Below are 26415 nucleotides of genomic sequence, written 5' to 3'. Positions count from 1 at the left end.
AATGAATCGACTACGCTCATCTTAAAAGATATTAGAATTCCTCATCATGTGCGTTGTGACCGCGATAGAATTGGAAGTTTCCAGTAGCAAGGCGAGCTTTTGTATTGTCAGCGATACGTTCACTGCAAGGCTCACACATATACGTGTGGATGGGGCGATTTCTTAGACGCTTAGCTAATCCAGAAAAATCAGGTATGTCGTTAATAGTCTCACAAATGACGCATTTTACACGCATGACATTGCCTCCTTAACCGATTGTAATACCGGTAATGTTTTTAATAGGTGAATCATAATTTGAACCATCAGCAAGTAATAAATAAACAGGACCATCTTCTGCTAGGATTTTACCTTCTTTACTGAATTGGAAAAGTAGATTTTTGGCATCTTCAAGTGGGTATGTGAATTCATTACCTTCACGATCGCTAAAAGTAACCTTTGTAGCTTCAGTAGTTGGTTCCGCATTTTCTAAAAATGGTTTTAATAGAATACCAAGTGTACCAGTTTTCATTTGTTGGCGTTCGAATTTCTTTTCTGATTTCAATGTAGGAGGATAAGAAGCACCTTCCATGATTTCGCGTGACCAGAATTTGCTCGCACCTTCAACATAAGCATCATCTGCGTTCACTTCTACACGATCTTCTGAAAAGTAAGTATCTAAATCTACTTTACGATCATCAAAGATCCAAACAGTTGGATCAAGAGTGATATTAAATTTTACTAAACCTTTAATTTGAATAATGGATTCCATTAAGAATTCCTCCTTGCGATATATATTCCACTGTCTAGTATAACTTTATTTTAATGATTTGAGAAAAGAATTTAACTGAAAGATAATAATAGTTTAGTAGATGCTTGCAATTTTCTGTGCGAAAAGCTAAAATTTAGAGTGAATGAAGTTAAGAAATATCAGGTAATGGGGGCGTCCTCATGGATACTAAATCTCAAAACTCGTATCAGGAAAAGGCTTTGGAACTCCTATTTGCTGATGCTGACAAAATTGCACAATTAATTAGAGTACAAATGGAGAACTTGACTATGCCTCAATGTCCATTGTATGAAGAAGTTTTAGATACACAAATGTTTGGACTTTCGCGTGAAATCGACTTCGCTGTTAAGCTAGGTTTAATCGAACGTGACCGAGGTAGAGGAATTCTAGATTCTCTTGAGAAAGAATTATCTGCATTGCATGATGCATTTACGCAAAAATAGCAAAAAGACTCAAACACCTAATGAAGATGTTTGAGTTTTTTTCGTAGTGAGGAGAATAAAAGTGAAAAAATATTTTAAAGAGTTTGATTATCCTCTTTTTATTACATATTTTCTATTGAGTGTTTTCGGACTAGTCATGATTTATAGTGCGGGTATGATGTCTGCCGTCAATCGAAATCAAGGGGAACCAGAACTCTTTTATAAAAAACAATTATTGAACGTCTCAATAGGATTAATTTTCTTTGCTGTAGGTGTTACAATTCCCTACAAAAAGTACGCTAAAAAAAGAGCGATGCAGTTATTAATTGGTAGTACAGCTGTATTATTATTGGCCGTACATTTTATTGGAGTGAGTCCCGGGAATTCCGGAGCGCAGTCATGGTTAGATCTTTGGAAAGTAAGATTTCAACCATCAGAATATGCAAAATTAACGACGATTATCTGCCTGTCTGTATTCCTTGCGAATCTCGATAAGCGTGGTACAATAGATTCCATAAAGTCCTACAAGCCTTTTGTTTTCTTATTTGCTGCATTAATTTTTTCACTTTATTTAGAGCCAGATATGGGTGCGATTCTATTATTTGGGACAATCGTTTTAATTATTATTCTGTCGAGTAATATTTCAATGAAGACGATTTCTAAAGGATTAATCCTTTTAACACCATTTATTATAATCGGGGTAATTGTTGCTATTTCCAAAGGACTTCTTACAGAGAAGCGATTAGGACGATTATCTGCTTTTACAAATCCATTCGAAGATGCCGAGAACTTTGGTTTGCAAATTATTAATGGTTACTACGCAATCGGTTTAGGTGGCGTCCAAGGAGCTGGATTAGGCCAGTCGGTTATGAAATTAGGCTATATTCCTGAACCTCACACCGATTTTATTATGGCGATTATCTCTGAAGAACTTGGTGCAGTAGGTGTTTTAATTGTTTTAGGTGGTTTAGGCTTTATCGTGTTGCGAGCATTTGTAATCGGTATACGATCAAGAGATCCTCTTGCACGTTTAATGGCTATAGGAATAGGGTCTTGGATTGGTGTACAAACTTTTGTTAACATTGGCGGCCTTAGTGGGTTAATCCCATTAACAGGTGTCACGCTACCTTTCATTAGTTATGGTGGTACTTCTCTAGTATTCCTATCCTTCGCTATGGGATTATTAATCAATATTTCTATGTTTGTAAAGAAAGAGAGAAAGACGATTTAATAGGGGGTAGAATGAAATGGCAATTGAAAAAATTCTAGTAGCGAATCGTGGAGAAATCGCGATTCGTGTATTCCGTGCCTGTACAGAGATGAAAATTGGTACAGTCGCAATTTATTCACGCGAAGATAGCGGTTCTTATCACCGTTATAAAGCAGATGAGGCTTACCTTGTTGGGGATGGCAAGAAACCTATAGACGCTTATTTGGATATTGAAGGTATTTTAGAAATTGCCAAAGAGTCAGGTGTAGATGCAATACACCCCGGCTACGGTTTTTTATCAGAAAACTTAGAATTTGCAAAACGTTGTGAAGATGAGGGGATTATTTTCATCGGACCGACTTCTAAGCATTTAGATATGTTTGGTGACAAAGTAAAAGCAAGAGAACAAGCCGTTTTAGCAGATATTCCTGTTATTCCAGGTTCAGGTGGCCCTGTATCATCGATTGATGATGTATATGCATTTGCAGCGTCTCATGATTATCCTGTAATGATTAAAGCAGCACTTGGTGGCGGCGGAAGAGGTATGCGTGTTGTACATAGTGCAGATGAAGCGCAAGAAGCATATGACCGTGCGAGATCAGAAGCAAAAGCAGCATTCGGTTCTGATGAAGTATATGTTGAGAAGTATGTAGACCGACCTAAGCATATTGAAGTGCAAATCTTAGGAGATCAACAAGGCAATATTGTTCATTTATATGAACGTGATTGTTCCATTCAACGACGTCATCAAAAAGTAGTTGAAATTGCACCATCAAATTCATTATCGGATCAGCTACGAAATGATATTTGTGATGCAGCTGTAAAATTAATGAAAAATGTAAACTATATTAATGCTGGTACTGTTGAGTTTTTAGTGTCAGGAGATAAATTCTATTTCATCGAAGTTAACCCTCGCGTTCAAGTAGAACATACAATTACCGAGATGGTTACAGGAGTCGACATTGTACATGCGCAAATTTCGATTGCAAATGGACATGGCCTTCACAGTGATGAAATTAAAATTCCACAGCAAGATGAGATTCCGTTATTCGGATACGCGATTCAATCACGTATTACGACAGAAGATCCACAGAATAACTTCATGCCTGATACAGGTAAGTTAAGCGTCTATCGTTCAAGTGGTGGTTTTGGCGTAAGACTTGATGCAGGGAATGGTTTCCAAGGTGCTGTCATATCACCACACTATGATTCATTATTAGTAAAACTTTCTACTTGGGGTAATACATTCAGCGAAGCAGCTGAAAAAATGGATCGAAATCTTCAAGAATTCCGTATCCGTGGTGTCAAAACCAATATTCCTTTCTTAGAAAATGTTGTTCGTCACGAAAGTTTCATCAACGGTGATTTCAACACAAGTTTCATTGATACAACACCAGAATTATTAAAATATAAATCAGCAAGAGACCGTGGTAATAAGTTATTAAGTTATATTGGTAACGTAACGGTGAATGGTTTCCCTGGAATTTCAGCGGATCAAAAACCAATCTATCCAAGACCACATAAACCGAAAATCGAGATTTTCAAAGACATACCATCAGGTACAAAACAAATTCTTGATGAACAAGGTCCAGAAGGTTTAGTCAACTGGATTCGTCAGCAAGATGATGTGCTTTTAACAGATACGACAATGCGTGATGCACACCAATCACTATTAGCGACGCGTGTACGTTCTAGAGATATGTACGGAATCGCAGACCACACAGCACAAATTATGCATAACTTCTTCTCATTAGAGATGTGGGGTGGCGCAACATTTGATGTAGCATACCGATTCTTAAAAGAAGATCCGTGGGAACGTCTACGTATTCTTCGTAAAAAAATGCCAAATGTATTATTCCAAATGTTACTTCGTGGAGCGAATGCAGTAGGATACAAAAACTATCCTGATAATGTAATTCGTGCATTCATTAAAGAATCTGCAAAAGAAGGTATCGATGTATTCCGCGTATTCGATAGTTTGAACTGGTTACCAGGTATGCAAACAGCGATTGATGCAGTTCGTGATAGTGGAAAAGTAGCAGAAGCGACAATGTGTTACACAGGTGATATTTTAGATGATACTCGTACGAAATACACTGTAAATTACTACAAACAACTGGCGAAAGATTTAGAATCAGCGGGTGCTCATATTTTAGCGATTAAAGATATGGCAGGATTATTAAAACCAGAAGCTGCTTACCGATTAATTTCTGAATTAAAAGAAGCGACGGATTTACCAATTCACCTTCATACGCATGATACGAGTGGTAATGGTATTTACTTATATGCGAAAGCAATTGAAGCGGGAGTAGATATTATTGATACAGCTGTCGGTTCAATGGCAGGGTTAACGTCTCAACCAAGTGCAAACTCATTGTACTATGCAATGAAAGGCGGCAAACGCCAAGTTCGTGCAGACATTGATGGCATCGAAAAACTTAATTACTATTGGGAAGATATTCGTAAATACTACAAAGACTTTGAAAGTGGTATGAATAGCCCTCATTCAGAAATTTATGTTCACGAAATGCCAGGTGGTCAATATTCTAACTTACAACAACAAGCTAAAGGTGTAGGATTAGGCGATCGTTGGGATGAAGTGAAGAAAATGTACTCGGATGTCAATTTACTATTCGGAGATGTTGTGAAAGTAACACCTTCATCAAAAGTAGTTGGCGATATGGCATTATTCATGGTTCAAAATGATTTAACTGAAGAGAATGTTGTGGAGCGTGGTCAAAATATCGACTTCCCAGATTCTGTAATAGAATTCTTCCAAGGATACTTAGGACAGCCGTTTGGTGGATTCCCTGTGGAACTACAAGAAGTTATTCTAAAAGAGCGTGAAGCGATTACAGTGCGTCCTGGTGAGCTATTAGAAGATGTCGACTTCGAAGCGACGAAGAAAGAGTTAGAAGAAAAATACAGTCGTGAATTTACGAATCAAGATGTCTTAGCATATGTTTTATATCCTAAAGTTTTCGAACAATATATTGGCACATATGATCAATTTGGCAATGTGTCAGTCCTTGATACACCAACATTCCTACACGGTATGATGTTAGGTGAGGAAGTTGAAGTAACAATCGAAAAAGGGAAAACATTAATTATCAAACTTGTCTCGATCGGTGAGCCACAACATGATGGAACACGCGTAATTTACTTCGAATTAAATGGTCAACCTCGTGAAATTTCGATTCAAGATTTAACGGTTGAAGTGACTGGTGAGAAGAAACCAAAAGCGGATCCTACAGACTTAAATCAAATCGGTGCAACAATGCCTGGTACAGTGCTTAAAGTTGCGATTTCTCCAGGAAGTAAAGTACGACGCGGCGAGCATTTACTTATTACGGAAGCGATGAAGATGGAAACAACTGTTCAAGCGACTCGTGATGGCATCGTCAAAGAAATTTTCGTCAAAGAAGGCGAATCTATTTCAACAGGTGATTTACTAATTGAATTAGAAGGCTAGTATTGAAAAAATAACTGTTATTATACAGTTTTTCATGTATAAAAACAGTGGAACTTAAGCTAATGCGTAATCGGAAAATCGATTGCGTGTTAGCTTTTTTAATGCGAAAAAGCATCCCCAACATAGAGTCGGGGATGCTTGATTAATCTATTCTACTTCTCGAAACTAAAAGAATCATATAACAGAGCAGTCCGAATAATAAAGTGATGAATAAGGAATGACTAAGCGCTAGATAAATATTTAAGCGACTTAACACAACCGACATCCCAGCTACAACTTGTAGTGACACGATGATTAATGCGAAAATCCATCCCCAATAAATGACGCGTTGATCTTTGTAATGCTTGATTGCATGAATAGCGATGTAAAGAATCCAAAAAAAGATCATTGCAGCGGCTATTCTATGCCCCATCTGTACCCACTCATAGAAATTTGACGGGATGATGGATGGCGCACGGTTATTGCAAAGTGGCCAATCAGGGCAAACAAGACTGGAGTTTGTATGTCGTACGAGTGCGCCTGTGTAGACGACGATGTATGAATACAATGTAACGCCAATTGTATGCCATTTTAATTTTGAAGCCATATGTACTTTATCAGCATCGAAACGTTGATCTACTTCGAAAATGATGAGTGTTAATAAAAAGACGGATGAAAAGGAAATAAGTGAAATACCGAAATGTAATGCAAGTATGAAGTCACCTTGTCCCCATAATACTTGTGCTGCACCGATTAATGCTTGTGCCACAAGGAAGAATAATGCTAGAAATGATAGGAGCTTCACTTCTTTAATATGGCCTAACTTTCTCCAAGACCAAACGGATAAAATTAAAATCAAAAATGATACAGAACCTGTTACAACACGATGTGAAAACTCAATGAAAACTTCTTTTGTAATTTCTTTTGGAATTAATGAACCGTTACAATCTGGCCAATTTCTTCCACACCCCATGCCGCTATCTGTCTTCGTGACAAGTGCCCCACCTAGTAAGATAAGCAACATACCAACTGTGGCTGCTACTGCAAACCACTTCATGTATTTACTTTGTTGCATTTAAGCCACCCACTTTAATGTAATTATTATTTCCAAATTAATTATTAATCACCTGTATTTTTGATAATAGCGAAAATATGGTAAAAAAACAACTTGTTGGGTATTTTATTTTAAATTTACATTTCAATTCACATAGTATTCAAATAAAAATAAAATTCCTTAAAATTAATCTCATAGTAATCGAGTCATCATTGAATTTTGCAGAAGTCTATCTAGTTTCCAGTAATAATAATTGAATATTTAGCTTTCTATATAGAAAAAAATGTGAAATTTGGTTATAGTATGGATAACGGGATAAGTTTACAAATTTTGTGAAAAAGTATATGAATTGTCAAATAGGGAAATTAGTTGTTAGTTATGATTGATTTTTGCTTCGTCGAACTAGAGCTGCACTTATTATTTTGATTGAATTAAGTTCGACATAGCGACTTATTAAATGACGATTCAACTTTTCAAATTGCGTAAATTATATTGTTTGTGAAATTGTGGTAGTTAGTATTTGAGACAGTTAAATCCACCAAGTTCAGACAGCGTGCATGAATACATGATGGGGATTTGCTGATTCAGCAAAGTTGAAATTCAGTAATATGTAGAATTTCGTTAAACGAACCACAGTCCTGTTAACACTTGGAAATACAACAAAGAAAGAGGGGTTTAATCAAGCTATGATGAAAGGGCTTAAAAAGTGGCGCGTACTCGCATTAGTGACGGTACTATCAGTTCTCCTTTCTGCTTGTGGAGAGAAGGATCTTAGTGCGCTGTCTCCTGCTGGTCAAGTAGGTAAAGACCAGCATAATTTACTTCTTTTATCTACTGGAATTATGACGCTCGTAATTATCGTAGTAGTCATCATTTATGTATTGGCAATCATGAAGTTCCGACGTAAAAAAATTGGAGAAGATGTGATTCCTAAGCAAGTAGAAGGAAGTATGACTTTAGAGGTGATTTGGACAGTAATTCCGATTATATTACTGCTAGTCTTAGCTGTACCAACTGTTTATTTAACTTACAAATTTGCAGACACAAAAGCGATGGAAGTAAAGAAAGCAGACAATGTTGTAACGGTGAATGTTACAGCGAAACTGTATTGGTGGGAATTTGAGTATCCTAACCAAAAAATCGTTACTTCACAAGAATTAGTAGTACCAACTGGTCAAAAAGTTTATTTCAAATTAAAAGCAGGAGATGTTAAACACTCATTCTGGGTTCCTTCGATCGGCGGTAAGATGGATACGAACGTAGATAATGTGAATAAGTTCTACCTAGAATTTGATCAGGAATCGAAAGACTTAAAAGATGGTGTTTTCTATGGTAAATGTGCGGAACTTTGTGGTCCTTCACATGCACTTATGGACTTCAAAGTGAAATCAGTATCGCAAACTGAATTTGATTCTTGGGTGAAAAATATGCAAGCAACTGCTAAACGAACGACTTCAGGTTCTTTAGAGCAACAGGGTGAAGATATTTTCAAACAAAGCTGTATTTCATGTCACGCAACTTCAGGATCTGGAACAGGGACAGGTATTGCACCTAACTTAGCTACATTCGGAGATCGAAATCGAATCGCTGGCGTTTTAGATCATGATGAAGAAAACTTGAAAAATTGGATTAAAAATCCACAGAAATACAAACCAGGAAATACGATGCCAAAACCTGAAAAAATCAATAAAGGCAAAGAATTCACTGATGAAGAATTATCTGCATTATCCGCATATTTAATGAGCTTGAAAATAGAAAATTAGCTCATATTCAATGTATTTAATAAGGGAGGTTAAGATTGTGAGCTCACTAGCAACAGAGAAAAAAGGCTTTGGAGCGATGATATGGGAATACTTAACAACGGTAGACCATAAGAAAATCGCCCACTTATATTTAGTTGCCGGTACAATGTTCTTTGTAATCGGTGGGATTGAAGCCATGCTAATTCGTATCCAATTGGCTAAACCAGACAATGATTTCTTAAGTGCTGGTTTATACAATGAAATTATGACAATGCATGGTACAACGATGATTTTCTTAGCGGCCATGCCACTGCTTTTTGCATTTATGAATGCTGTAGTGCCGCTTCAAATTGGCGCACGAGATGTAGCGTTTCCATTTTTAAACTCACTTGGTTTTTGGTTATTCCTTTTAGGCGGAATCTTCTTAAATCTATCTTGGTTTATGGGAGGAGCGCCTGATGCAGGGTGGACATCGTATGCATCGCTATCCCTTCTATCCCCAGGGCATGGAATTGACTTTTACGCACTTGGATTACAAATCTCAGGTGCTGGGACATTAATTTCAGGGATTAACTTCTTAGTAACGATTATTAATATGAGAGCGCCAGGTATGACGTATATGCGTATGCCGTTATTCACTTGGACGACTTTCGTGGCGAGTGCATTAATCCTTTTCGCATTCCCTCCGTTAACAATAGGACTATTCTTTATGATTTTCGACCGTATGTTTGAATCGAATTTCTTCGTTCATACAATGGGTGGAAATACGATTATTTGGGAGCATTTATTCTGGATTTTCGGACACCCTGAAGTATATATTTTAGTACTTCCTGCATTCGGTTTATTCTCAGAGATTTTCGCAACCTTTTGTCGTAAACGTCTATTCGGTTATTCATCAATGGTGTTCGCCACAATCTTAATTGGATTCTTAGGATTCATGGTTTGGGCTCACCATATGTTCACAACTGGATTAGGACCTACTGCAAATGCGATTTTCTCAGTAGCAACAATGGCAATTGCCGTTCCAACAGGTATGAAAATATTCAACTGGCTCATGACGATGTGGGGCGGTTCAATCCGTATTACAACTCCTATGCTTTACGCGCTAGGCTTTATTCCTTCATTCGTAGCAGGAGGGGTAACAGGGATTATGCAAGCATCAGCACCTCTTGACTACCAATTGCATGATTCATATTTTATCGTTGCCCATTTCCACTACGTAATTGTAGGTGGAGTTGTATTAGCTCTATTCGCATCGGCACATTATTATTGGCCGATTATGTTCAACCAAATGTTAAATGAAACACTTGGTAAAATTACGTTTTGGTTCTTCTTCATTGGGTTCCATTTAACGTTCTTCTTCCAACATTTCTTAGGATTAATGGGTATGCCAAGACGCATATTTACATTCCTTCCGAATCAAGGTTTAGACTTCTTCAACTTGTTATCGACAATTGGTGCATTCATGATGGCTATAGGGGTAACACTACTTGTAATCAACGTTATTATTACGGCGATTAAAGGGGAGAAAGCTGGACAAGATCCGTGGGGTGACGGGCGTACGCTTGAATGGGCTGTTCCGGTACCAACACCATTTTATAACTTCAAACAAACGCCGCTTGTTCGTGGTTTAGATCCATATTGGATTGAGAAAATGGAAGGTAACAAAGAAGGTATGGTATATGCTGAACCACTTTCAGATATCCACATGCCAAATAATTCGATCCTACCATTTATTATTTCACTAGGCTTATTTATTTCAGCATTTGGTGCTATGTATCACCAAGAAACAACTTGGGGATTATATGTATTAATTGGCGGAATTGGCTTAAGTGTACTTGCGATGATTATTCGTTCATTAAAAGATGATCATGGCTATCATATCCATAAAGAAGATTTGATGGATGATAAAGGGGGTAACGTATAATGGATTACAATACTAAACATACTCCACATACGTGGCCAAAACATCCAGAAACTGCCTCGATGGAAGGGAAGAATAAAGTAACAGGATTTTGGTTATTCCTTGGTGGAGAAACTGTCCTGTTCGCCACATTATTTGCGACGTATTTAGCGTTAAAAGATCGTGGTCCAAGTGGTATGAAGTTCAGTACGCATGAACTTTTTGAATTACCATTAGCGTTTATTATGACGATGTTACTACTAACGTCTTCGCTAACTTCAGTTTATGCGATGTATCATATGAAGAACTTTAATTTCAAAGCGATGCAAGCATGGATTTCTGTTACAGTTCTTCTAGGTCTAGGGTTCCTAGGGCTAGAGATTTACGAGTTTGTGGAATATGTTCATAAAGGTTTTGGCTTTAGACAAAGTGCCTTCGGTTCATCATTCTTCACACTTGTTGGAACACATGGTGTACACGTTATTATCGGTTTAGTATGGTTTATCCTACTGATGCTTCGAAATGCGAAAAGGGGCTTAAATTTATACAATGCTCCAAAGTATTATTTAGCAGCTCTTTATTGGCACTTTATCGACGTTGTATGGGTATTCATCTTCACTGTAGTTTACTTGATGGGAGTGATGTAAGATGTCAGAGGAAACAACTTTAACACCGCGTACAGAGAAGGAATTTGAGTATGATCGTAAACGTGCTGCGAGAGGTATGCGAAAACAAGTAGCAGCCTTCGCGATGATGATTCTATTTACATTCGTCGCTTTCGCAGCGGTTCAAGCAGGTTTCCCGGCTAATTTCATCGGACCAGTAATTTTACTTCTTGCAGGTGTCCAAGTGGCATTGCAGTTTTACTTCTTCATGCACTGGGATGAAAAAGGTTCTGGAACTGCTCAATTCTTCATGTATTCGGCAATTCTAGTCGCTTTCACAATGGTTCTTACGTTCGTAACAATCATTTGGTGGGGCGAGTAAGTAGTATTTAATAAGGACCTTCGAGCGCTCGGTCGTATGATCGAATACTTGAAGGTCCTTTATTTCAAAAAAATGTCATAAAAAATCCATTGTGATTTAAATTCCAAAACTTTATAATTTTGGTATGTAAAGTGAGAAAAGGAGAGTTTAAAAATGCCTCTATCTATTTTCGGCTTTCGAGCGATGTGGAGTCCGACATTTATCGGAGTTCTACTATTTATCACTGTCATTTATTTCTTAGTTACGATTAAATGGAGAAAAGATTTTAAAAATAGTACGCCATTAACAAAGTACCAAGCCGTATGTTTTTTATTAGCGCTACTGTCGTTATACATAATAAAAGGATCGCCGGTTAATCTACTGTCACATATTATGTTTACGATGCATATGGTGCAGATGGCATTACTTCTTTTGCTAGTACCACCTCTTTTAATTAAAGGGATTCCAAATTATTTATGGCAATACTTAATCGACTTACCGATTATTAAACCGGTTTTTCGATTTTTAACCAAGCCGGTTGTAGCTTTAATTGTTTTTGCTGCGTTTTTCTCTTTCTACCATATTCCACTAATTTTTGATTTTGTTAAATTAGAGGAAACATTGCATGGTATAGTTACATTGCTCTTATTTTTAAGCGCAATTTTCATGTATTGGCCATTGGTAAATACTTTGGAAGATCAGCCGAAAATGAAGGGTTTACACAAGGTCGGTTATTTAATAGGGAATGCGGTATTAATTACACCAGCCTGTGCAATGATTATTTTTGCGAGTGCGCCAATGTATGCTACATATACAGACGGTGAAATTTGGATGAAAGCAATGGCGCTATGTGTTCCAGCCGGTACTTTAGCGGGTTTAACGCAACTTTCTGGACCGGAGCTGTTCACAAATATGTCACCGATTAACGATCAGCAGCTCGGTGGTGTGCTAATGAAGATTCTACAAGAAGTTATTTTTGGTATAATATTAAGTAAGGTGTTCTACGAGTGGTATAGGAACGAACGAGAAAATGCGGATCAAATAACACAAGAGGCACTATTAGAGAGACAGCGTCTACGCGAAAATGAATATCGCTAGAACTGAATATATTTCGTTAGGAGCAAAATCATGTTACCAATATTACCAACGATTAGTACTTCATTCATCGTATTAAGTGCAGTTTTGATTGCGATTGGCTGGATGCTAGTAAAACAAAGAAAAATAGAAGCGCATAAAAAAGTAATGACAGCTGCTGCAGTGTCAGCACTACTATTCTTCATTATTTATGTATCGCGTACAGTATTTATCGGAAATACAGCTTTCGGTGGACCAGATGATTTAAAAATCTACTACACGAGCTTCTTAATTTTCCATATTATTTTAGCGACAACAGGTGCAGTATTTGGGATTGTCACATTAATCGCAGGTTATACGAATAATCTTGTACGTCACCGTAAAATTGCGCCAATTACATCAATTATTTGGTTCTTCGTAGCAATTACAGGTGTAGCAGTTTATTTATTACTATATGTTTTCTACCACGGTGGAGATACAACTTCAGTAATCAAAGCAATTTTAAGCACATAACGAATAAGACCTAAATCCAGTTGAAAAGGATTTAGGTCTTATTTTTATAATTTGTATTTGAATAGGATTATGCTTTTATTGCGAAAGTATTTAAGTCTAGGTGAATGGAGTCTAAAATCGTTTTGCAACGATCTACTAATTGAGTAGGCCAAATTTCTGCATCACTATATTCCAGACCATGCGGGAAGTAGTGTTTAGCGAGTACGGGTTTTAAAAGTTTTACCACTGCGTCATTTGCACCGATATCCCCTTCAGTTGCTACAGCAAATACACGTAAATAATAAGTGCCATCTGCAACTACGAATTTACGATCCCAAGTGACTCTTTCGAAATCCCAACCTGCTGCACGAATTAATCCATAACTACGCATTAGATCATCCGCTACTACGATATCAACTTTTTGGTCTTCAATACCAGTATTCTCAAAATACATTTCATTTCCTCCTTTTCCACTTTATACAAATTCTTTCCAATTTCATAATAGAACAAAATGAATTATGTTGCAACGGCAACGTTGTGATTGTGTCACTTTAGTTGTTATAATGACAGTAATTAAAAACTTTAAGGAGATATGAAGTTGAAATCATTGCTACGAATTTTATTTTTATTAGTCATTTTTCTGATTGGCTTCTTTTACTTAAATTTGCCTGCGAATGAAAATAGTCCATTAAAAGGGCCGACGAAGACTGTTCCAAATACAAAAGTGCCAGAAATCACAGGAGACGCTTCAGAGCGACCTAAAGCTGGTTGGTCTACATACATTGGGAAAGATGTCCAAACACTCAAAGAGAAGCTAGGCGAGCCAGTAAGGAAAGGGCCTTCACAATATGGCTTTAAGTGGTGGGTGTATTCAACGGATCAACAATATATGCTTGTAGGTGTTTCAAAAGGGAAGATCAATCAAATTTATTTGACTGGGACAATTGCCGATTTTGCGCCATTTACTTTGAACCAAACATTGGATGAACTTTATCGTAATACGATTACAGATACAGAGGTTAATATTAAAATTGGTGAGAGCATTTATACATTAGTATTAAGTGAAGATGATTTACAATCGCGTTTATTAGTAATGTATGATGGTGTTTTTGCGCAGTTATACTTTGATAAAATGAATAAAACTTTGATGGGAATTCGTTTCATTGATGGGGAGACACTTGTCAAACAACAGCCGTATGATATGACTTACGTCGGTGACATGATTGAGACAAAGAAACCTTCTTCATTTGATCAACAAAAAATTAATAATGAAAATGCAACACAACTATTTGAATTATCGAATCGATTTAGAAAAACGGTTGAATTGGAGTCATTTATTGAAGATGAAGATGTGAATATCGCGACTAGGCAGCATCTTGAAGGCATCGTAATGGAGAGTTTAGCGAACACGAGCGCTCCAGAAACAGCCTTGAAAAAATTACTCGAAAATAATCAAATCGAATTTGAAGATGCGGCAGAAAATATCGCTGAAGATTATTCAGATGCAGCGGATGCGATGAGTGGCATTATTAATTCTGATAAACATCGAAAAGATTTAATGAATGAAAAGAACACGATTCTTGGAGTCGCGGCTTTTGAAAAAAACTATGCGCAGATTTTTATTGAGCGAGAAATTCCTACAACGGAAGAATGAGATTAAAAAAATTACAAAATGCTCACCTTTTGATATGATAGAAGTGAACGGAGGCATTTTATGAAAATGACATCAGAATGGGTAATGATTCTGGATGAGGTAGATCAATTAAATGAAATGATTCATGCCTCTGAACCATACCTTCAATTAGTAGAAGCGAGCAATCGTGTCTATTCGAATAAACAACTCGTACAGCAAATTCAGGATTTTTCAAAAATGAAGGAGCAGTATGAGGATGTACAGCGATTCGGTAAGTATCATCCGGATTATTCGACAATTATGAAGTCTATTCGCGCTCAAAAACGTGCGCTTGATTTAGATGAAGAAATATGTGCTTTACGAATGGCAGAAACGACATTCCAAGATTTACTTGATGAAATTGGCGTACTTGTCGGCAAGACGGTTTCAGATTCAGTAAAAGTCCCAGTTAGCAATCCGTTTTTCTCTAGTGATAGTGGATGTGGCGGTAGTTGTGGCACTGGTGGAGGCTGTTCTTGCTCTGCGTAATCATTAACAAAACCCTTGAATAGTGAATCTATTCAAGGGTTTTCTGCATTCAAATAGTAAGAAAGCTAGGTTCTATTATATATGTTGAGTCTTAAAACAATTCACGTTGTAACTTTCTGAAATAACGAAGGATTGATGTGAAAAAATGCTCAATATAGCGCATAAATTTTAATCAATTAAAAAAACCGTCAGTCTGTCATAGAAAACAACAGATTGACGGTTTATTATTATTCTTGTTCAAATAGTGTTTGCATAGCAAGGTCAGGGCGGTCAGTAACAATCCCTTTTGCGCCTTGAGCAATTAAATGCTTCATTTCAGCGACATCGTTAATTGTCCAATAATGAATTGGAACATTTAACTTATCTAAGAAATTAATGAAACCAGTAGTGTCTAGTGGAAGTACGCCGTATTTTGTTGGAATTTGGAATACATCTACTTTTGGTTGATATAAATGGCCAAATTGACTTGTAAATGAAGTATATGCTTTACGCACTTCACCAACACCAGCGCCAAGTGCTACACGATTTTGTGCGTATAGATTGAAACGATCAATTTGTTCATCATGGAAACTCGTCACAACTACTTGATCTTCAGCGCCTAATTCTTCAATTAAACGCCAAAGTTTAGAAGGCATTAAGCCACCTTCGTAAGTATTTGGTTCGTCCTTCATATCAATATTTACTAGTTTATTAGGGAAGCGATCTAATAAATCTCTTAATGTAATAATTCGAGCTGGTTGATCTCGGAAAGTGTAAAAACCTTCTAAGTCAGCGAAGTTGTACCCGAAATTAAATTCTTTTAATTCTGCTAATGTAAAATCAGCAACTCTCCCACTCGCATCACTCGTGCGATCGACATATTCGTCATGGAAGACTACGATTTCCTCATCTTTTGTAAGTCGGATATCAATTTCAAAACCGTGTACACCTAGTTCAGCAGCGGTTTCAAAGGCTTCCATTGTGCATTCAGGTGCTAATAGCGAACCTCCACGATGAGCAAGTACGATTGGATGCTCATATGTAAGTGCTGTTTTGTTTTCGCGTTTTTGTGGATTAGAAAGTGCTTTCGAACCTGCCCATGCCGCTGCGCTTGCTGCAGCAATTGCGATGGCTACTTTTGTTTTCTTTCCCATATTGGTCCTCCTCTAATTGCAGACTACTTACTTTTATTATAACGGATAATGTATGAATCTGTCATTTAAACTTGGTTGATTCTAATTTCTTCACTATGGTATTCTTTAATTATGAAATGGGGGTAGCTTAAACAATGAAAGAACGACAAGGTTTAATCGTTTACGTGCATCATCTTAAACAAGCGAAATCTTTAAGACGATATGGCCACGTACATTATATTTCAAGAAAAATGAAATACGTTGTCATCTACTGTGACTTGGATGAAATCGAAGCTACGATGAGCAAAGTAACGCGCTTGCCATATGTGAAAGAAGTCGTCCCATCTTATCGTCGTTTTGTAAGTTCAGAGTTTGAAAATGCAAAACCAGATAAGGCAAAAGAATACGATTATAAATCTGGACTATAAACCTTTTTATGTTCATGTCGATAAAAAAAGAAAATAGTCATATTTATCTATGTTGGTTACTAGGGGATTTGTTCCTAGTACATAGCTGGAATGTAATGATAAAGTCTAAGAACTCCTGTTAAGTAGTGATAGTATAGCTGTTCATCTACATAAACAGATGAATTTTTCACTTCTAAAGTGATCAATAATTCGTCTAGTTCTTTTACAGTGTTTTCAAAAATTGAGAAACGCTTTGATTGGTTCTCTTTGTCATAAGGAATCCCTTCACGACAAATATAGATTGGCATGAATTTGCTTTCGCCAACCGGCTTTAAAGCGACAGCGATTGACGCTACTTTTTTGCCATCTATGTCAGAAACAAACGCAAAAGTGTGGTGAATACGATGTTTATTCGTCGTCATAATTTCACAAAGTTCGAAAATATCACCATAACCTTGCCCTAGCTCGATAAATTTTTGGATCATTTTATTGCACTTCCTTTCCTAAAACATAGTAACATGATGCAGGAGGATACGCACATGAAAATTGCATCTCTTATATTTGCAATATTGATTTTTGTAAACGGCATTCTTCTGTCGTTTCAGTATCATGTTTTTTCGACGAACTCAAATAAAGAGGAAAAAGCTTATTCTTATTCACAAGATATAGAAGTGACACATAAAGGAAGCAATCTTCTTGTTAAACAAACATTTTCTGGGTTACCTGAACGACAAATGCACATCATTTGGCCAGAAGCGAGTAAGAAAAAATCATGTTCAAAAGATGAAACAACTAAAAATGAATGTAATCGATTAGAAAAAAATCTAAATAGTTTTAAAGCAGGACAAACATCAAAACAATCTATTTCTTATAAAATTGCTTTATCCAAAAAAGGAATTCAATCGGGCAAAATGTATACGGATTTATTTGCCACATTAAAACAAGGTATTCCGAACAGTACATCCCTTCAAATTGTGGACGAAAACCGTAAAGGCGGCCATTGGGTAACTGGACTTCCGAAAATCGGAGAGAAATCATTAACGCTTGTAGATTATTCATATTTCAAAGGAAATGGTGGAGTCTATGAGTTATATTGGACGAAAAAACCAATTAAAAAATCATTCGATAGTAAAGAATTAACCGTTTATTCAAATAAAAAAATTCAATCTAATTTGAAAAAAGCAGTATCTTCTATTTCTATGTTAAATAGTGGCCACATCGATATTGTTGAATCAAATCGTAAATCGAATGGTAGTCGAGTGATTTTTACAAACACATTAACTAAAAAAGAATTACAAAAAGAAGTAGCAATTTCTCAAATAAAAGAAAAATATCAATTCCAAGCGGGATCTATCTTGATTCCAAATCTAGTTGCGTCATTTGCGACTGGTGAAAATATTGGCGGCGATAAGAGCAAGGAAATGGTACGAACTTTAAACGAGTACTTCAGCACGGATCAAAAAAATGCTTGGAAAACGGGATTATCTGAATTAGAAGGGAAAGCAGTAGATTCTTCAATTTTAGATAAACTATTAAGTCAAACATTGGATTCGAAAACATCCTTCTTCCAAATGAATGAAGCGAACAAAAAAGAAGTAGTACCTCTAATTTTTGAAGAAACACGTGAATTATATATAAATGACCAAAAAATCGACGATGTAAAAATCATTTTAAAAGATGGCGAAATTCTGTATGCCGCAAATCCAATGTTAGGTCATTTAGGATATACGACAAATATCGGGAAAAACGGTTACTATGTGAAAAACAAATTCCGTACTTTACGATTCCCAGGAGAATCCCATGATTTCTATGTGGATGATCATTCGCGCGTGAATTTCAATGGGAATGGACCAATCGTTAAATTTGGCGGAACTTATTATATCGAAGAATCGTGGTTAATTAGAATTTTCCAATTAGATTATCAGTCTTTAGATGATCGAATTAATTTAACAGAACGAAAATAATCGCAATATAAGGTTCGGTGACGACAATGAGAGTAATATCAGGTGACAGAAAAGGTATGCCATTAAAAGCGGTTAATGGTGATACGACGAGACCAACAACAGATAAAGTAAAAGAATCGCTATTTAATATTTTAGGACCTTTTTTTCACGATGGAACTGTGTTAGATTTATTTGCAGGTAGTGGTGGTTTGGGGATTGAAGCGTTGAGTAGAGGTATGGAACATGGTGTATTCATCGAAAAGGATAGCCGTGCATTCCAAAACTTGAAAGAAAATATTGCAAAATGCAGATATGAGTCTAATTCTGAAATTTATCGCAATGATGCAACGCGTGCGCTTAAATTACTAATCAAAAGAGAATTCCAAGCAGATTTAATTTTTTTAGATCCACCATATAATAAACACGGTTACTATGATTTAGTGAAGGATATTATCGAAAATAATGTCATCGCCGAGGACGGTATTATCGTGTGTGAACATGATTTCCAATTGCAACTGCCTGATGAAGTCGAGAGTTTTACAAAGTATCGCGAAGAAAAATATGGTAGTACGATTATTTCGTTCTACCGTATGATTGAGGGAGAAGGGTAAACGAATGGATAAAATCGCAGTAGTCCCAGGAAGTTTTGATCCAATCACAAACGGTCACCTAGACATCATTAGAAGAGCTGCAGACGTATTTGACGTCGTTTATGTAGCGGTGATGAATAATTCGTCTAAACAACCACTTTTCGATGTAGATGAGCGTATGGCGCTTATTCGTGAAGTCGTTAAAGATATGCCTCATGTACGAGTTGAATCATCTTCAGGATTATTAATTCATTATGCAAAATCTAAAAATGCCAATGTCATTGTTCGTGGCCTTCGAGCAGTTTCCGATTTTGAATATGAGATGCAAATTACTTCGATGAATAGATATTTGGATGAGCAAATTGAGACATTTTTCATCATGACGAAAAATCAAAACTCATTCCTTAGTTCAAGTATCGTAAAAGAAGTGGCGCAATACGGTGGGGATATCGCTAAATTGGTTCCACCAGTAGTTGCAGATGCGTTGGACGAAAAATTTAAGTTTAGTAAAAAGAAATAATGGATTAGGTAAACAGTCATAGTAGATTGTTTACCTTTTTTATATGAATATTTTAAAAACGGAACATTTGTTCTAATAATAGATGTTTCTACTAGTTAAATTGCATCTTATAGTGATAAAATAAAGAATGAACTTTCTAAGGAAGAGAACGTCCATTTATTTAAAAAAGGAGGAGAAGCAATGTCATTGAAAAAATTTATAGCATGGATGACGGTCATAACGGCTGCAATTGTATTTTTAATGTATCCATTAAATTACTACATAATGTCGCCTGGTAAAGCATATGGACTAACGGATTATGTCAAAGTAGACCATGCGGATACGAAAAGTGATGGGACATTAAACATGATGACGATTGCATTATCTCCAGCAACTCCATTCCGATACATTCGAGCGAAGTTTTCAGATGAACAGGATATAATGCGAGAAGATGAGGTACATGCACCTGAAGAAAGCGATGCAGAATATAATAAGCGTCAATTAAAGTTAATGTCAGACTCACAATTTAATGCGAAATATATGGCATACAAAACAACAGGTAATGAGTATAAAGTGAATTACAATGGCGTTTATGTTATTTATGTCGTTGAAAAATCTGCCGCAGAAGGAATTTTACAGTCGGGAGATGAAGTTACATCAATTGATGGCAAAGAAATTATTAAACATCAACAATTAGTCGATTACTTAAGTAAAAAGAAAAAAGGTGACGAGGTTACTTTAGCGATTACGCGCGATGATAAAAAACTGAAGAAATCTGTGAAACTTGCTGAAATTCCAGGCGGAAAAGGAAGAATAGGCTTAGGAATTACATTTACGGATAGTAAGTCCATCACGACGAAGCCAGAAGTGAAAATAGACTCTGAAAAAATCGGAGGACCTTCTGCTGGGATGATGTTTACGTTAGAGATGATCGATCAATTAACGAAAGGTGATTTGACGAAAGGATACAATATCGCAGGTACAGGAGAGATGTTGGAAAATGGTCAAGTCGGACGAATTGGTGGAATCGATAAAAAAGTAATAGCTGCACATAAGCAAGGTATGGATATTTTCTTTGCGCCGGATGATGAAATCTCGCCGGAATTGAAAAAAGCAGTGCCAGATATGGTGCCGAACTATGATGAAGCGAAGAAAACTGCTGAAAAAATTGGCACGAAAATGAAAATTGTACCAGTTAAAACGCTTGATGATGCACTTGATTATTTAAAAGAACTTCCAGAAAAATAAAAAAAGCTGACTTTTATAAGTCAGCTTTTTTTGTATGCGGATAGGCGGCGTTCTAAAATCCATGCCGATCTGTCCTTGTGAAGAACCAAGCATATATAAATCAGTGGCACGGATATCAAGCATTAGAAGATTTTCGAAATCCTTTCCGACCTTATTTACTACTGGTAGTTGAATATTTTTCTTCTGTTCTTTTAAATATTTTTGACCTTGCTCTGTCATGCCAAGCACGCGAATGTACGACGGCGATTGAATCGTTTCTTTCATTTCCTTCGTGTAGCCCGTAAGTATATGCGTGAGCATTCTTTGCAATCTCGTCCAAGTAAAACGCTTCGACTTAATTTTTTGCATAAACTGTTCAAAAGTTTCGCATTGTTTTGCTGCTTGAATGAGTAAATTTTCAATACCTTCAGTAATATCAACGTACTCTTGCAACTGTGTTGCAGTAAATCTTAAAATTGTGAATCGTAAATACGGATAATAATCATCCCAATTTACGAATTTCGAAGTGTTTTCCAAAATGGAATACGATTTGGAAGGTAAAAATTGTTCAATGGCATGTATTTTTTTATTTTCAAAAAGTTCTTTACGAATGCCAGTGGCGCTCGCGATATTTTTTTGTACATCGATTTGCTCGTGATAACCAGCCGCAATTCGTTGGATTGTCACTGCTTCGATTTGTGCATGTTGTTTTTGAATTTCTTCAAAATAATGATAGCCGAGAATATTATTAGGTTTCGACAAGTCGAGTAATTGTAAATTGTATTTTTGTTCTAAATGTTGATGTGCTTTATTTAACGCTTGAGGGTAGCTTATACCGCTTTTAACTGATTCGTGGATAGTTTTATTTAATTCATCTGAATGCGCGTTAAAAGCGTTGTAGGTCGCTTTAAAACGTTCGATTGAGCCGTGTTCGCTACCAAAAGATATAAATTTACAGTTTAACGCTTCAAGTAAGGCCACACCACCGTGAGCAAATTCCTGCGAATACCCTGTTGCAAAAGGGTATGGCAATTCGATTACGAGATCTACACCATTTTTCAGTGCCATCTCGGTACGCGCCCATTTATTTAATAAAGCAGGTTCACCCCGTTGTAAAAAATGACCACTCATGACCGCAATAACAACGTCTGCACCTGTCTTTTGTCGAGATTCTTTGATATGATGTAGATGCCCGTTATGAAAAGGGTTGTATTCTACAATAACTCCTGTTGCAATCATTAGCTCACCTCATTTATAATGGTACTTATGATTATACGCAGAGTTATATTGTAGTGACAAGAAAATATCTTGACATCTATTATTTCACATTATATAATCAATTTTGTTGTCTTGAGGTGATAATATATGAAATGGGCAATCCCACAATTATCTAAATATCGCCAAAACGGGATGCCAGTTGATCAAACTGTTCAACTGGATGGCGTAATAGCTCGTAACAAAGATATTCGCCATATCACACCTGTTCACGTAGAAGGCTTCTGCACTTTTGGTGCGGAGCAAATGAACTGTCATTTTCATGTGACTGGTGAATTAGTACTTCCTTGTGCACGTACTTGGGAGGATGTGACCTTCCCGCTAGATTTCGAATCAGATGAAATTTTCAGATGGGGCGAAATGGCTGGCGACAATGAAGAAGATAATATACATCCTGTAACGGGAGATGTTATCGATGTCACGCCTGTATTAGAAGAACTAATTTTATTAGAGATTCCGATGCAAGTATTCAAGGAAGACGCTCAAGCAATCCAGCCGAAGAATGACTCATGGTCATACACTACGGATGAGGCGCTAGAAGCAAAACAGTCTGAAAAAGACGAACAAAAAGTGGATCCAAGACTGGCTGATTTGGCCAAGTATTTTGATCAAACAGATGAATAAAGATCTGTAAGGAGGTGCCATTCAATGGCTGTACCATTTAGAAGAACTTCTAAAACTGCGAAACGTCAACGTCGCACACACATCAAACTTGCTGTACCGGGTATGGTAGCTTGCCCTGCTTGTGGCGAACTAAAACTAGCTCACCACGTATGTAAGGCTTGTGGATCATACAAAGGTAAAGAAGTAGTAAGCAAATAATTCTAGTATTTGCGCTTATAAAGACGGAAGTAGAGACCATGGCTCTATTTCCGTCTTTTTTATTATGAAGATTTTCTAAACGAGAAAGAATTGCAGAAAGTAGTGAAAACAGTTACGCTTAAATAAATTTATGGTAAATAATTCATTTTAAGGGGTGGCTTTATGACATATACAATTGACGAGACGGATGGTGTATTAGTATTTACATTGAACCGACCGGAGAGAAGAAATGCAATTAATACAGAGCTGATGGAAGGCTTTAAAGAAGTTATCGAATATGTACATAATAGTAATAGTGTAAGATTTTTAGTAATAACAGGCGCTGGCGAAAAGGCTTTTTGTTCTGGTGGAGATTTAGCAGAATTTCACTCATTGAAAACAGAACAACAAGCATTCGGCATGCTAAGTAAGATGGCTGAAATCTTATATGAGTGGGCGACTTTACCTGTGCCAACGATTGCGCTAATTAATGGAGCGGCTGTCGGTGGCGGTTGTGAAATAGCGACTGCTTGTGATTTCCGCGTTGTAGCAAGAGAAGCGAAGTGTGGCTTTATACAAGGTACTTTAGCCATTACATCGGGCTGGGGTGGAGCGACTTATCTGTTCGAAAGAGGGTTACGCCATGATCGAGCGTTAAAAATGCTAATCGACGCGCAAGTTTATGATAGTGGCCAACTAGAAGAAGTTGGTTGGGCAACGAAGGTATATGATGGCGACAGAGAAGTAGCGCTCGCTCAATTTATTGAATATATGCGTACTATTAATCCTGGTGTCCATAAAGCGTATAAAGAAATTGAAATTCGCAAATGGGCTGAAAAAGATTTGAAAAAACGAGTGATGGAAGAAGTTTCTCAATGCTCTAAACTATGGGAATTGGAAGCACACCATGAAGCAGTAAATCGTTTTTTGAAAAAGTGATTAGCTGACATTTGTAATCACAACTCAGAATTAATATACTAATGTAAGAAAAAAGAGAACGGATGTGTCATGAGTGAGTATAGTCATGTTGATTCTCAGTATATTGATTACTTGCCCGTTTATCATTTTCGGGCTTTTATTCTGGGGATTTAAAAAATTGAAAAAAGATAAAAATCGAGCTGTGCGTTTTGCTTCAGATGTTACGACTTTTTTTTTACTATTTTCGATTCAAAAAATTGTCTTTCTATTATTTGATTATGATGTAAGGGTGTTGCCACTTATAGGAGCGGTAGTTATAATAATTATTTTCCTAGTGATCGAAAGATTGAGTGGAGAACAATATGAAGTTTCGAAAGCGTTGAAAAAGTCTTGGCGATTGATTTTTATCTTATTGGCTTCAATTTATGTATTTGCGATTCTAGGTTTCGTTATAATGAAAATAATTGAATTAATTCAATAATCATGAGCAGTTTTTTTCGGATTATCGAACAAAAATGCTATACTTCATTTATCTATCGTTTTGAAGAGGAGAACGCAACATATGAAATTGGAACAACTCTATGTAAATAACTCAAATCAATTACTGCAGGACTATCGTGACCAAAAAGAATCTATTGGCTCTTTCTTTCATTTTAAAAATGAGCAATCTTCTTTTGAAGAACGATTAAGCGATTTAAAAAACCATCCTGTACGTAGATTAGAACTAACAAAAATTATTCGTAAATATATGAGTCAACTTGAATCAACGCCAAAAATCGAAAAGCATCTGGATGAATTAGAAAAAGATGCTGTACTCGTAATTGGTGGACAACAATCTGGATTATTAACTGGTCCAATGTATTCGATTAATAAAGCAATTTCTGTTTTACTATTGGCGAAGGAACAGCGAGAAAAATTAGGTGTTCCAGTTGTACCGTTATTTTGGGTAGCTGGTGAAGATCATGATTTAGATGAGATTAACCATACATTTTATCCGTTAAGTAATCGCTTAGTTAAACATACTTATACTGAAGATGGTATCGTGAAGAAGATGGCTTCAGCAGCTAATCTTAATTATGAAGCACTTCATGAATGGATCGAGCAATTATTCATTCAATTTGGCGAAACGGCATACACGAAAGAACTTTTAGCTAATGTTTTACATGTTGCTGAAAATAGTGATACGTACACGACATTCTTTGTGAAATTAATGAATGGCCTATTTAAAGAGCAGGGATTATTGTATATGGATGCGGCAGATGCTGATTTAAGAGCTTACGAAGCGCCATATTTTAAAACGTTAATCAATCATTCTGAAGAAATTGCAGCAGTTGTCACAGCGCGAGAAGCTTATTTGGAAGAACTAGGTTATGGTTCACCGATTGGTGCGACGAATAATGCAGCGAACTTATTCTATGTGAAAGATGGCGAGAGACATTTATTAACGAGAAAAGACGGCTACTTCATGAATTCTTCAATTGGTGTTAAGTTTACGCGTGAAGAAATGTTAGATTTAGCAGATGATGAAGCCTGTTTCAGTAATAATGTAGTGACGCGTCCGATGATGCAAGACCTGGTATTCCCGGTACTATCATTCGTTGGAGGTCCTGGTGAGCTAGCTTATTGGGCGACATTAAAAGATGGCTTTGAGCTTTTAGGAATGAAAGTGCCAATCTTTACTCCGAGAATGAATGTTACTTATGTGACGAGAGAAACAGTTGCGAATCTTCAAGAAATCGGAATTACGGCAGCGGATGCAATCAATGGTGCAGTCAACCAATTGAAAGCTAAGTATGATGAAGAAATTTATGATCAAGAAGCGAAAACTGCAATAGAAGAAGCGAAAAACTTACTATCAAAACAATACAAAGTTATTCAGCAACACTTAAAAGAACATGAAATTAAAATAGAACGAATTGTAGATAAGAATTTAGAATTCCATAAGCATCAATTTGATTTCTTAATGAAGCAAATTGAAAAAGATATTCGTTTGAAGCATTCAGTAGCATTTAAACGTTTTGAGCAAGTGGAGAATGAATTACTTCCTGCAGGTGGTTTCCAAGAAAGAGTATATACACCGTATCCGTATTTGAATCAATTTGGAGAAGGTTTTATTTCTGGCATTATGGCGCTACCTTTGCAAACAAGTTATAAACATCAAATCGTTTATTTATAATTGAATTTTAAAAGTCGGTGGATACGAGAGTATTCATCGGCTTTTTTCTATGGAAGAAATTATGATGAACTTCACCAACTTCAAATAGTGGGGAATCTATTTTAACATCTGTTCGGTAGAATTCCCCCATCTTCTATAAGTGGGGGATGAATACCGTTCAGTTTGAGGGTTACCGTTGGTAACTCGAAAACTGATATAAAGGTCTTATCGCCTTTTTCTTTTAGCT

Annotated in this window: 28 protein-coding genes; 21 read left to right on the top strand and 7 right to left on the bottom strand. The window is 36.6% G+C overall.

Annotated features, from left to right (window positions below; all coding sequences use genetic code 11):
* Positions 1 to 31 precede the first annotated feature (31 nt).
* A complete protein-coding gene (locus tag DF281_RS09095; RefSeq protein WP_109349941.1) occupies positions 32 to 235 on the bottom strand; it encodes a YlaI family protein in 204 nt (67 codons plus the stop codon).
* 12 nt (positions 236 to 247) lie between these two features.
* Positions 248 to 748, bottom strand: a complete 501-nt coding sequence (locus tag DF281_RS09090; protein ID WP_109349940.1) for a hypothetical protein — start codon at positions 746 to 748, stop codon at positions 248 to 250.
* A gap of 179 nt (positions 749 to 927) precedes the next feature.
* Here DF281_RS09090 and DF281_RS09085 point away from each other — a divergent pair, with 179 nt between their 5' ends.
* The 3 genes from DF281_RS09085 (at position 928) to pyc (ending at position 5870) form a co-directional block, all read left to right on the top strand.
* Positions 928 to 1209 carry an Fpa/YlaN family protein gene (locus DF281_RS09085; protein WP_109349939.1) on the top strand — a complete coding sequence of 94 codons (282 nt, stop codon included), beginning with the start codon at positions 928 to 930 and terminating at the stop codon, positions 1207 to 1209.
* Positions 1210 to 1270: 61 nt separating this feature from the next.
* Positions 1271 to 2419, top strand: coding sequence for an FtsW/RodA/SpoVE family cell cycle protein (locus DF281_RS09080; RefSeq protein WP_240605533.1), 1149 nt, complete (start codon positions 1271 to 1273; stop codon positions 2417 to 2419).
* Between the two features lie 16 nt (positions 2420 to 2435).
* Positions 2436 to 5870: a pyruvate carboxylase gene (gene pyc / locus DF281_RS09075; protein WP_109349938.1), complete on the top strand. Its 3435-nt coding sequence runs from the start codon at positions 2436 to 2438 to the stop codon at positions 5868 to 5870.
* A 142-nt stretch (positions 5871 to 6012) separates the two neighbouring features.
* Here pyc and DF281_RS09070 read toward each other — a convergent pair whose 3' ends face one another.
* Positions 6013 to 6924 carry a COX15/CtaA family protein gene (locus tag DF281_RS09070; protein ID WP_109349937.1) on the bottom strand — a complete coding sequence of 304 codons (912 nt, stop codon included), beginning with the start codon at positions 6922 to 6924 and terminating at the stop codon, positions 6013 to 6015.
* A gap of 665 nt (positions 6925 to 7589) precedes the next feature.
* On the opposite strand from DF281_RS09070, the gene coxB reads away from it, so the two are divergent.
* From coxB to DF281_RS09040, 6 genes are all read left to right on the top strand, one after another.
* A complete protein-coding gene (gene coxB, locus DF281_RS09065) occupies positions 7590 to 8666 on the top strand; it encodes a cytochrome c oxidase subunit II (protein WP_109349936.1) in 1077 nt (358 codons plus the stop codon).
* A gap of 76 nt (positions 8667 to 8742) precedes the next feature.
* Entirely contained in the window at positions 8743 to 10572 is a 1830-nt protein-coding gene (gene ctaD, locus DF281_RS09060; protein WP_370447848.1) for a cytochrome c oxidase subunit I, read from the top strand.
* The gene (locus DF281_RS09055) at positions 10572 to 11195 is read left to right on the top strand and encodes a cytochrome (ubi)quinol oxidase subunit III (protein ID WP_109349934.1); all 624 of its coding nucleotides are present in this window, start codon (positions 10572 to 10574) and stop codon (positions 11193 to 11195) included. The genes ctaD and DF281_RS09055 overlap by 1 nt, the downstream gene beginning before the upstream one ends.
* Position 11196: 1 nt before the next feature.
* Complete coding sequence (locus DF281_RS09050) at positions 11197 to 11535, top strand: cytochrome C oxidase subunit IV family protein (RefSeq protein WP_109349933.1); 339 nt, start codon at positions 11197 to 11199, stop codon at positions 11533 to 11535.
* 153 nt (positions 11536 to 11688) lie between these two features.
* A complete protein-coding gene (ctaG, locus tag DF281_RS09045; protein ID WP_109349932.1) occupies positions 11689 to 12612 on the top strand; it encodes a cytochrome c oxidase assembly factor CtaG in 924 nt (307 codons plus the stop codon).
* Between the two features lie 30 nt (positions 12613 to 12642).
* Positions 12643 to 13101: a DUF420 domain-containing protein gene (locus DF281_RS09040; RefSeq protein WP_109349931.1), complete on the top strand. Its 459-nt coding sequence runs from the start codon at positions 12643 to 12645 to the stop codon at positions 13099 to 13101.
* A 67-nt stretch (positions 13102 to 13168) separates the two neighbouring features.
* Here the strand turns inward: DF281_RS09040 and DF281_RS09035 are convergent, their stop codons facing one another.
* Positions 13169 to 13534, bottom strand: a complete 366-nt coding sequence (locus DF281_RS09035) for a YugN family protein (protein ID WP_109349930.1) — start codon at positions 13532 to 13534, stop codon at positions 13169 to 13171.
* Between the two features lie 144 nt (positions 13535 to 13678).
* Between DF281_RS09035 and DF281_RS09030 the strand changes: the two genes are divergently transcribed.
* Positions 13679 to 14734: a CAP domain-containing protein gene (locus tag DF281_RS09030; RefSeq protein WP_166636113.1), complete on the top strand. Its 1056-nt coding sequence runs from the start codon at positions 13679 to 13681 to the stop codon at positions 14732 to 14734.
* 60 nt (positions 14735 to 14794) lie between these two features.
* Positions 14795 to 15241, top strand: a complete 447-nt coding sequence (locus DF281_RS09025) for a YlbF/YmcA family competence regulator (protein WP_109349928.1) — start codon at positions 14795 to 14797, stop codon at positions 15239 to 15241.
* Positions 15242 to 15468: 227 nt separating this feature from the next.
* Here DF281_RS09025 and DF281_RS09020 read toward each other — a convergent pair whose 3' ends face one another.
* Positions 15469 to 16374, bottom strand: coding sequence for a glycerophosphodiester phosphodiesterase family protein (locus DF281_RS09020; protein WP_109349927.1), 906 nt, complete (start codon positions 16372 to 16374; stop codon positions 15469 to 15471).
* Between the two features lie 134 nt (positions 16375 to 16508).
* Here DF281_RS09020 and DF281_RS09015 point away from each other — a divergent pair, with 134 nt between their 5' ends.
* Complete coding sequence (locus DF281_RS09015) at positions 16509 to 16781, top strand: YlbG family protein (protein ID WP_109349926.1); 273 nt, start codon at positions 16509 to 16511, stop codon at positions 16779 to 16781.
* Between the two features lie 74 nt (positions 16782 to 16855).
* Here the strand turns inward: DF281_RS09015 and DF281_RS09010 are convergent, their stop codons facing one another.
* The gene (locus tag DF281_RS09010; RefSeq protein WP_109349925.1) at positions 16856 to 17245 is read right to left on the bottom strand and encodes a DUF7147 family protein; all 390 of its coding nucleotides are present in this window, start codon (positions 17243 to 17245) and stop codon (positions 16856 to 16858) included.
* Positions 17246 to 17299: 54 nt separating this feature from the next.
* On the opposite strand from DF281_RS09010, the gene DF281_RS09005 reads away from it, so the two are divergent.
* From DF281_RS09005 to DF281_RS08990, 4 genes are all read left to right on the top strand, one after another.
* Complete coding sequence (locus tag DF281_RS09005) at positions 17300 to 18724, top strand: hypothetical protein (RefSeq protein ID WP_109349924.1); 1425 nt, start codon at positions 17300 to 17302, stop codon at positions 18722 to 18724.
* Between the two features lie 26 nt (positions 18725 to 18750).
* Positions 18751 to 19314, top strand: coding sequence for a 16S rRNA (guanine(966)-N(2))-methyltransferase RsmD (gene rsmD / locus DF281_RS09000; protein WP_109349923.1), 564 nt, complete (start codon positions 18751 to 18753; stop codon positions 19312 to 19314).
* Between the two features lie 4 nt (positions 19315 to 19318).
* A complete protein-coding gene (gene coaD, locus DF281_RS08995) occupies positions 19319 to 19813 on the top strand; it encodes a pantetheine-phosphate adenylyltransferase (protein ID WP_109349922.1) in 495 nt (164 codons plus the stop codon).
* Between the two features lie 180 nt (positions 19814 to 19993).
* Positions 19994 to 21040 (top strand): SepM family pheromone-processing serine protease, encoded by a 1047-nt coding sequence (locus DF281_RS08990; RefSeq protein WP_240605532.1) that lies wholly within the window; start codon positions 19994 to 19996, stop codon positions 21038 to 21040.
* Here DF281_RS08990 and DF281_RS08985 read toward each other — a convergent pair.
* The gene (locus DF281_RS08985) at positions 21017 to 22258 is read right to left on the bottom strand and encodes a nucleotidyltransferase (RefSeq protein WP_109349921.1); all 1242 of its coding nucleotides are present in this window, start codon (positions 22256 to 22258) and stop codon (positions 21017 to 21019) included. The genes DF281_RS08990 and DF281_RS08985 overlap by 24 nt on opposite strands.
* Positions 22259 to 22384: 126 nt before the next feature.
* On the opposite strand from DF281_RS08985, the gene DF281_RS08980 reads away from it, so the two are divergent.
* The 5 genes from DF281_RS08980 to bshC all read left to right on the top strand — a co-directional run bounded on the left by DF281_RS08980 (position 22385) and on the right by bshC (position 26189).
* A complete protein-coding gene (locus DF281_RS08980; protein ID WP_109349920.1) occupies positions 22385 to 22918 on the top strand; it encodes a YceD family protein in 534 nt (177 codons plus the stop codon).
* 24 nt (positions 22919 to 22942) lie between these two features.
* Positions 22943 to 23116, top strand: a complete 174-nt coding sequence (gene rpmF / locus DF281_RS08975; RefSeq protein ID WP_109349919.1) for a 50S ribosomal protein L32 — start codon at positions 22943 to 22945, stop codon at positions 23114 to 23116.
* Positions 23117 to 23278: 162 nt separating this feature from the next.
* The gene (locus DF281_RS08970) at positions 23279 to 24034 is read left to right on the top strand and encodes an enoyl-CoA hydratase/isomerase family protein (protein WP_109349918.1); all 756 of its coding nucleotides are present in this window, start codon (positions 23279 to 23281) and stop codon (positions 24032 to 24034) included.
* Positions 24035 to 24119: 85 nt separating this feature from the next.
* A complete protein-coding gene (locus tag DF281_RS08965) occupies positions 24120 to 24494 on the top strand; it encodes a DUF3397 family protein (RefSeq protein ID WP_109349917.1) in 375 nt (124 codons plus the stop codon).
* An 81-nt stretch (positions 24495 to 24575) separates the two neighbouring features.
* Entirely contained in the window at positions 24576 to 26189 is a 1614-nt protein-coding gene (gene bshC, locus DF281_RS08960; protein ID WP_109349916.1) for a bacillithiol biosynthesis cysteine-adding enzyme BshC, read from the top strand.
* Positions 26190 to 26415 lie beyond the last annotated feature (226 nt).

The sequence above is a fragment of the Kurthia zopfii genome (genome assembly GCF_003143955.1).
GTDB classification, from domain to species: Bacteria; Bacillota; Bacilli; order Bacillales_A; family Planococcaceae; genus Kurthia; species Kurthia zopfii.
Note: the sequence above shows the minus strand (reverse complement) of the source record. Positions and strands in the feature narration are given on the sequence as shown.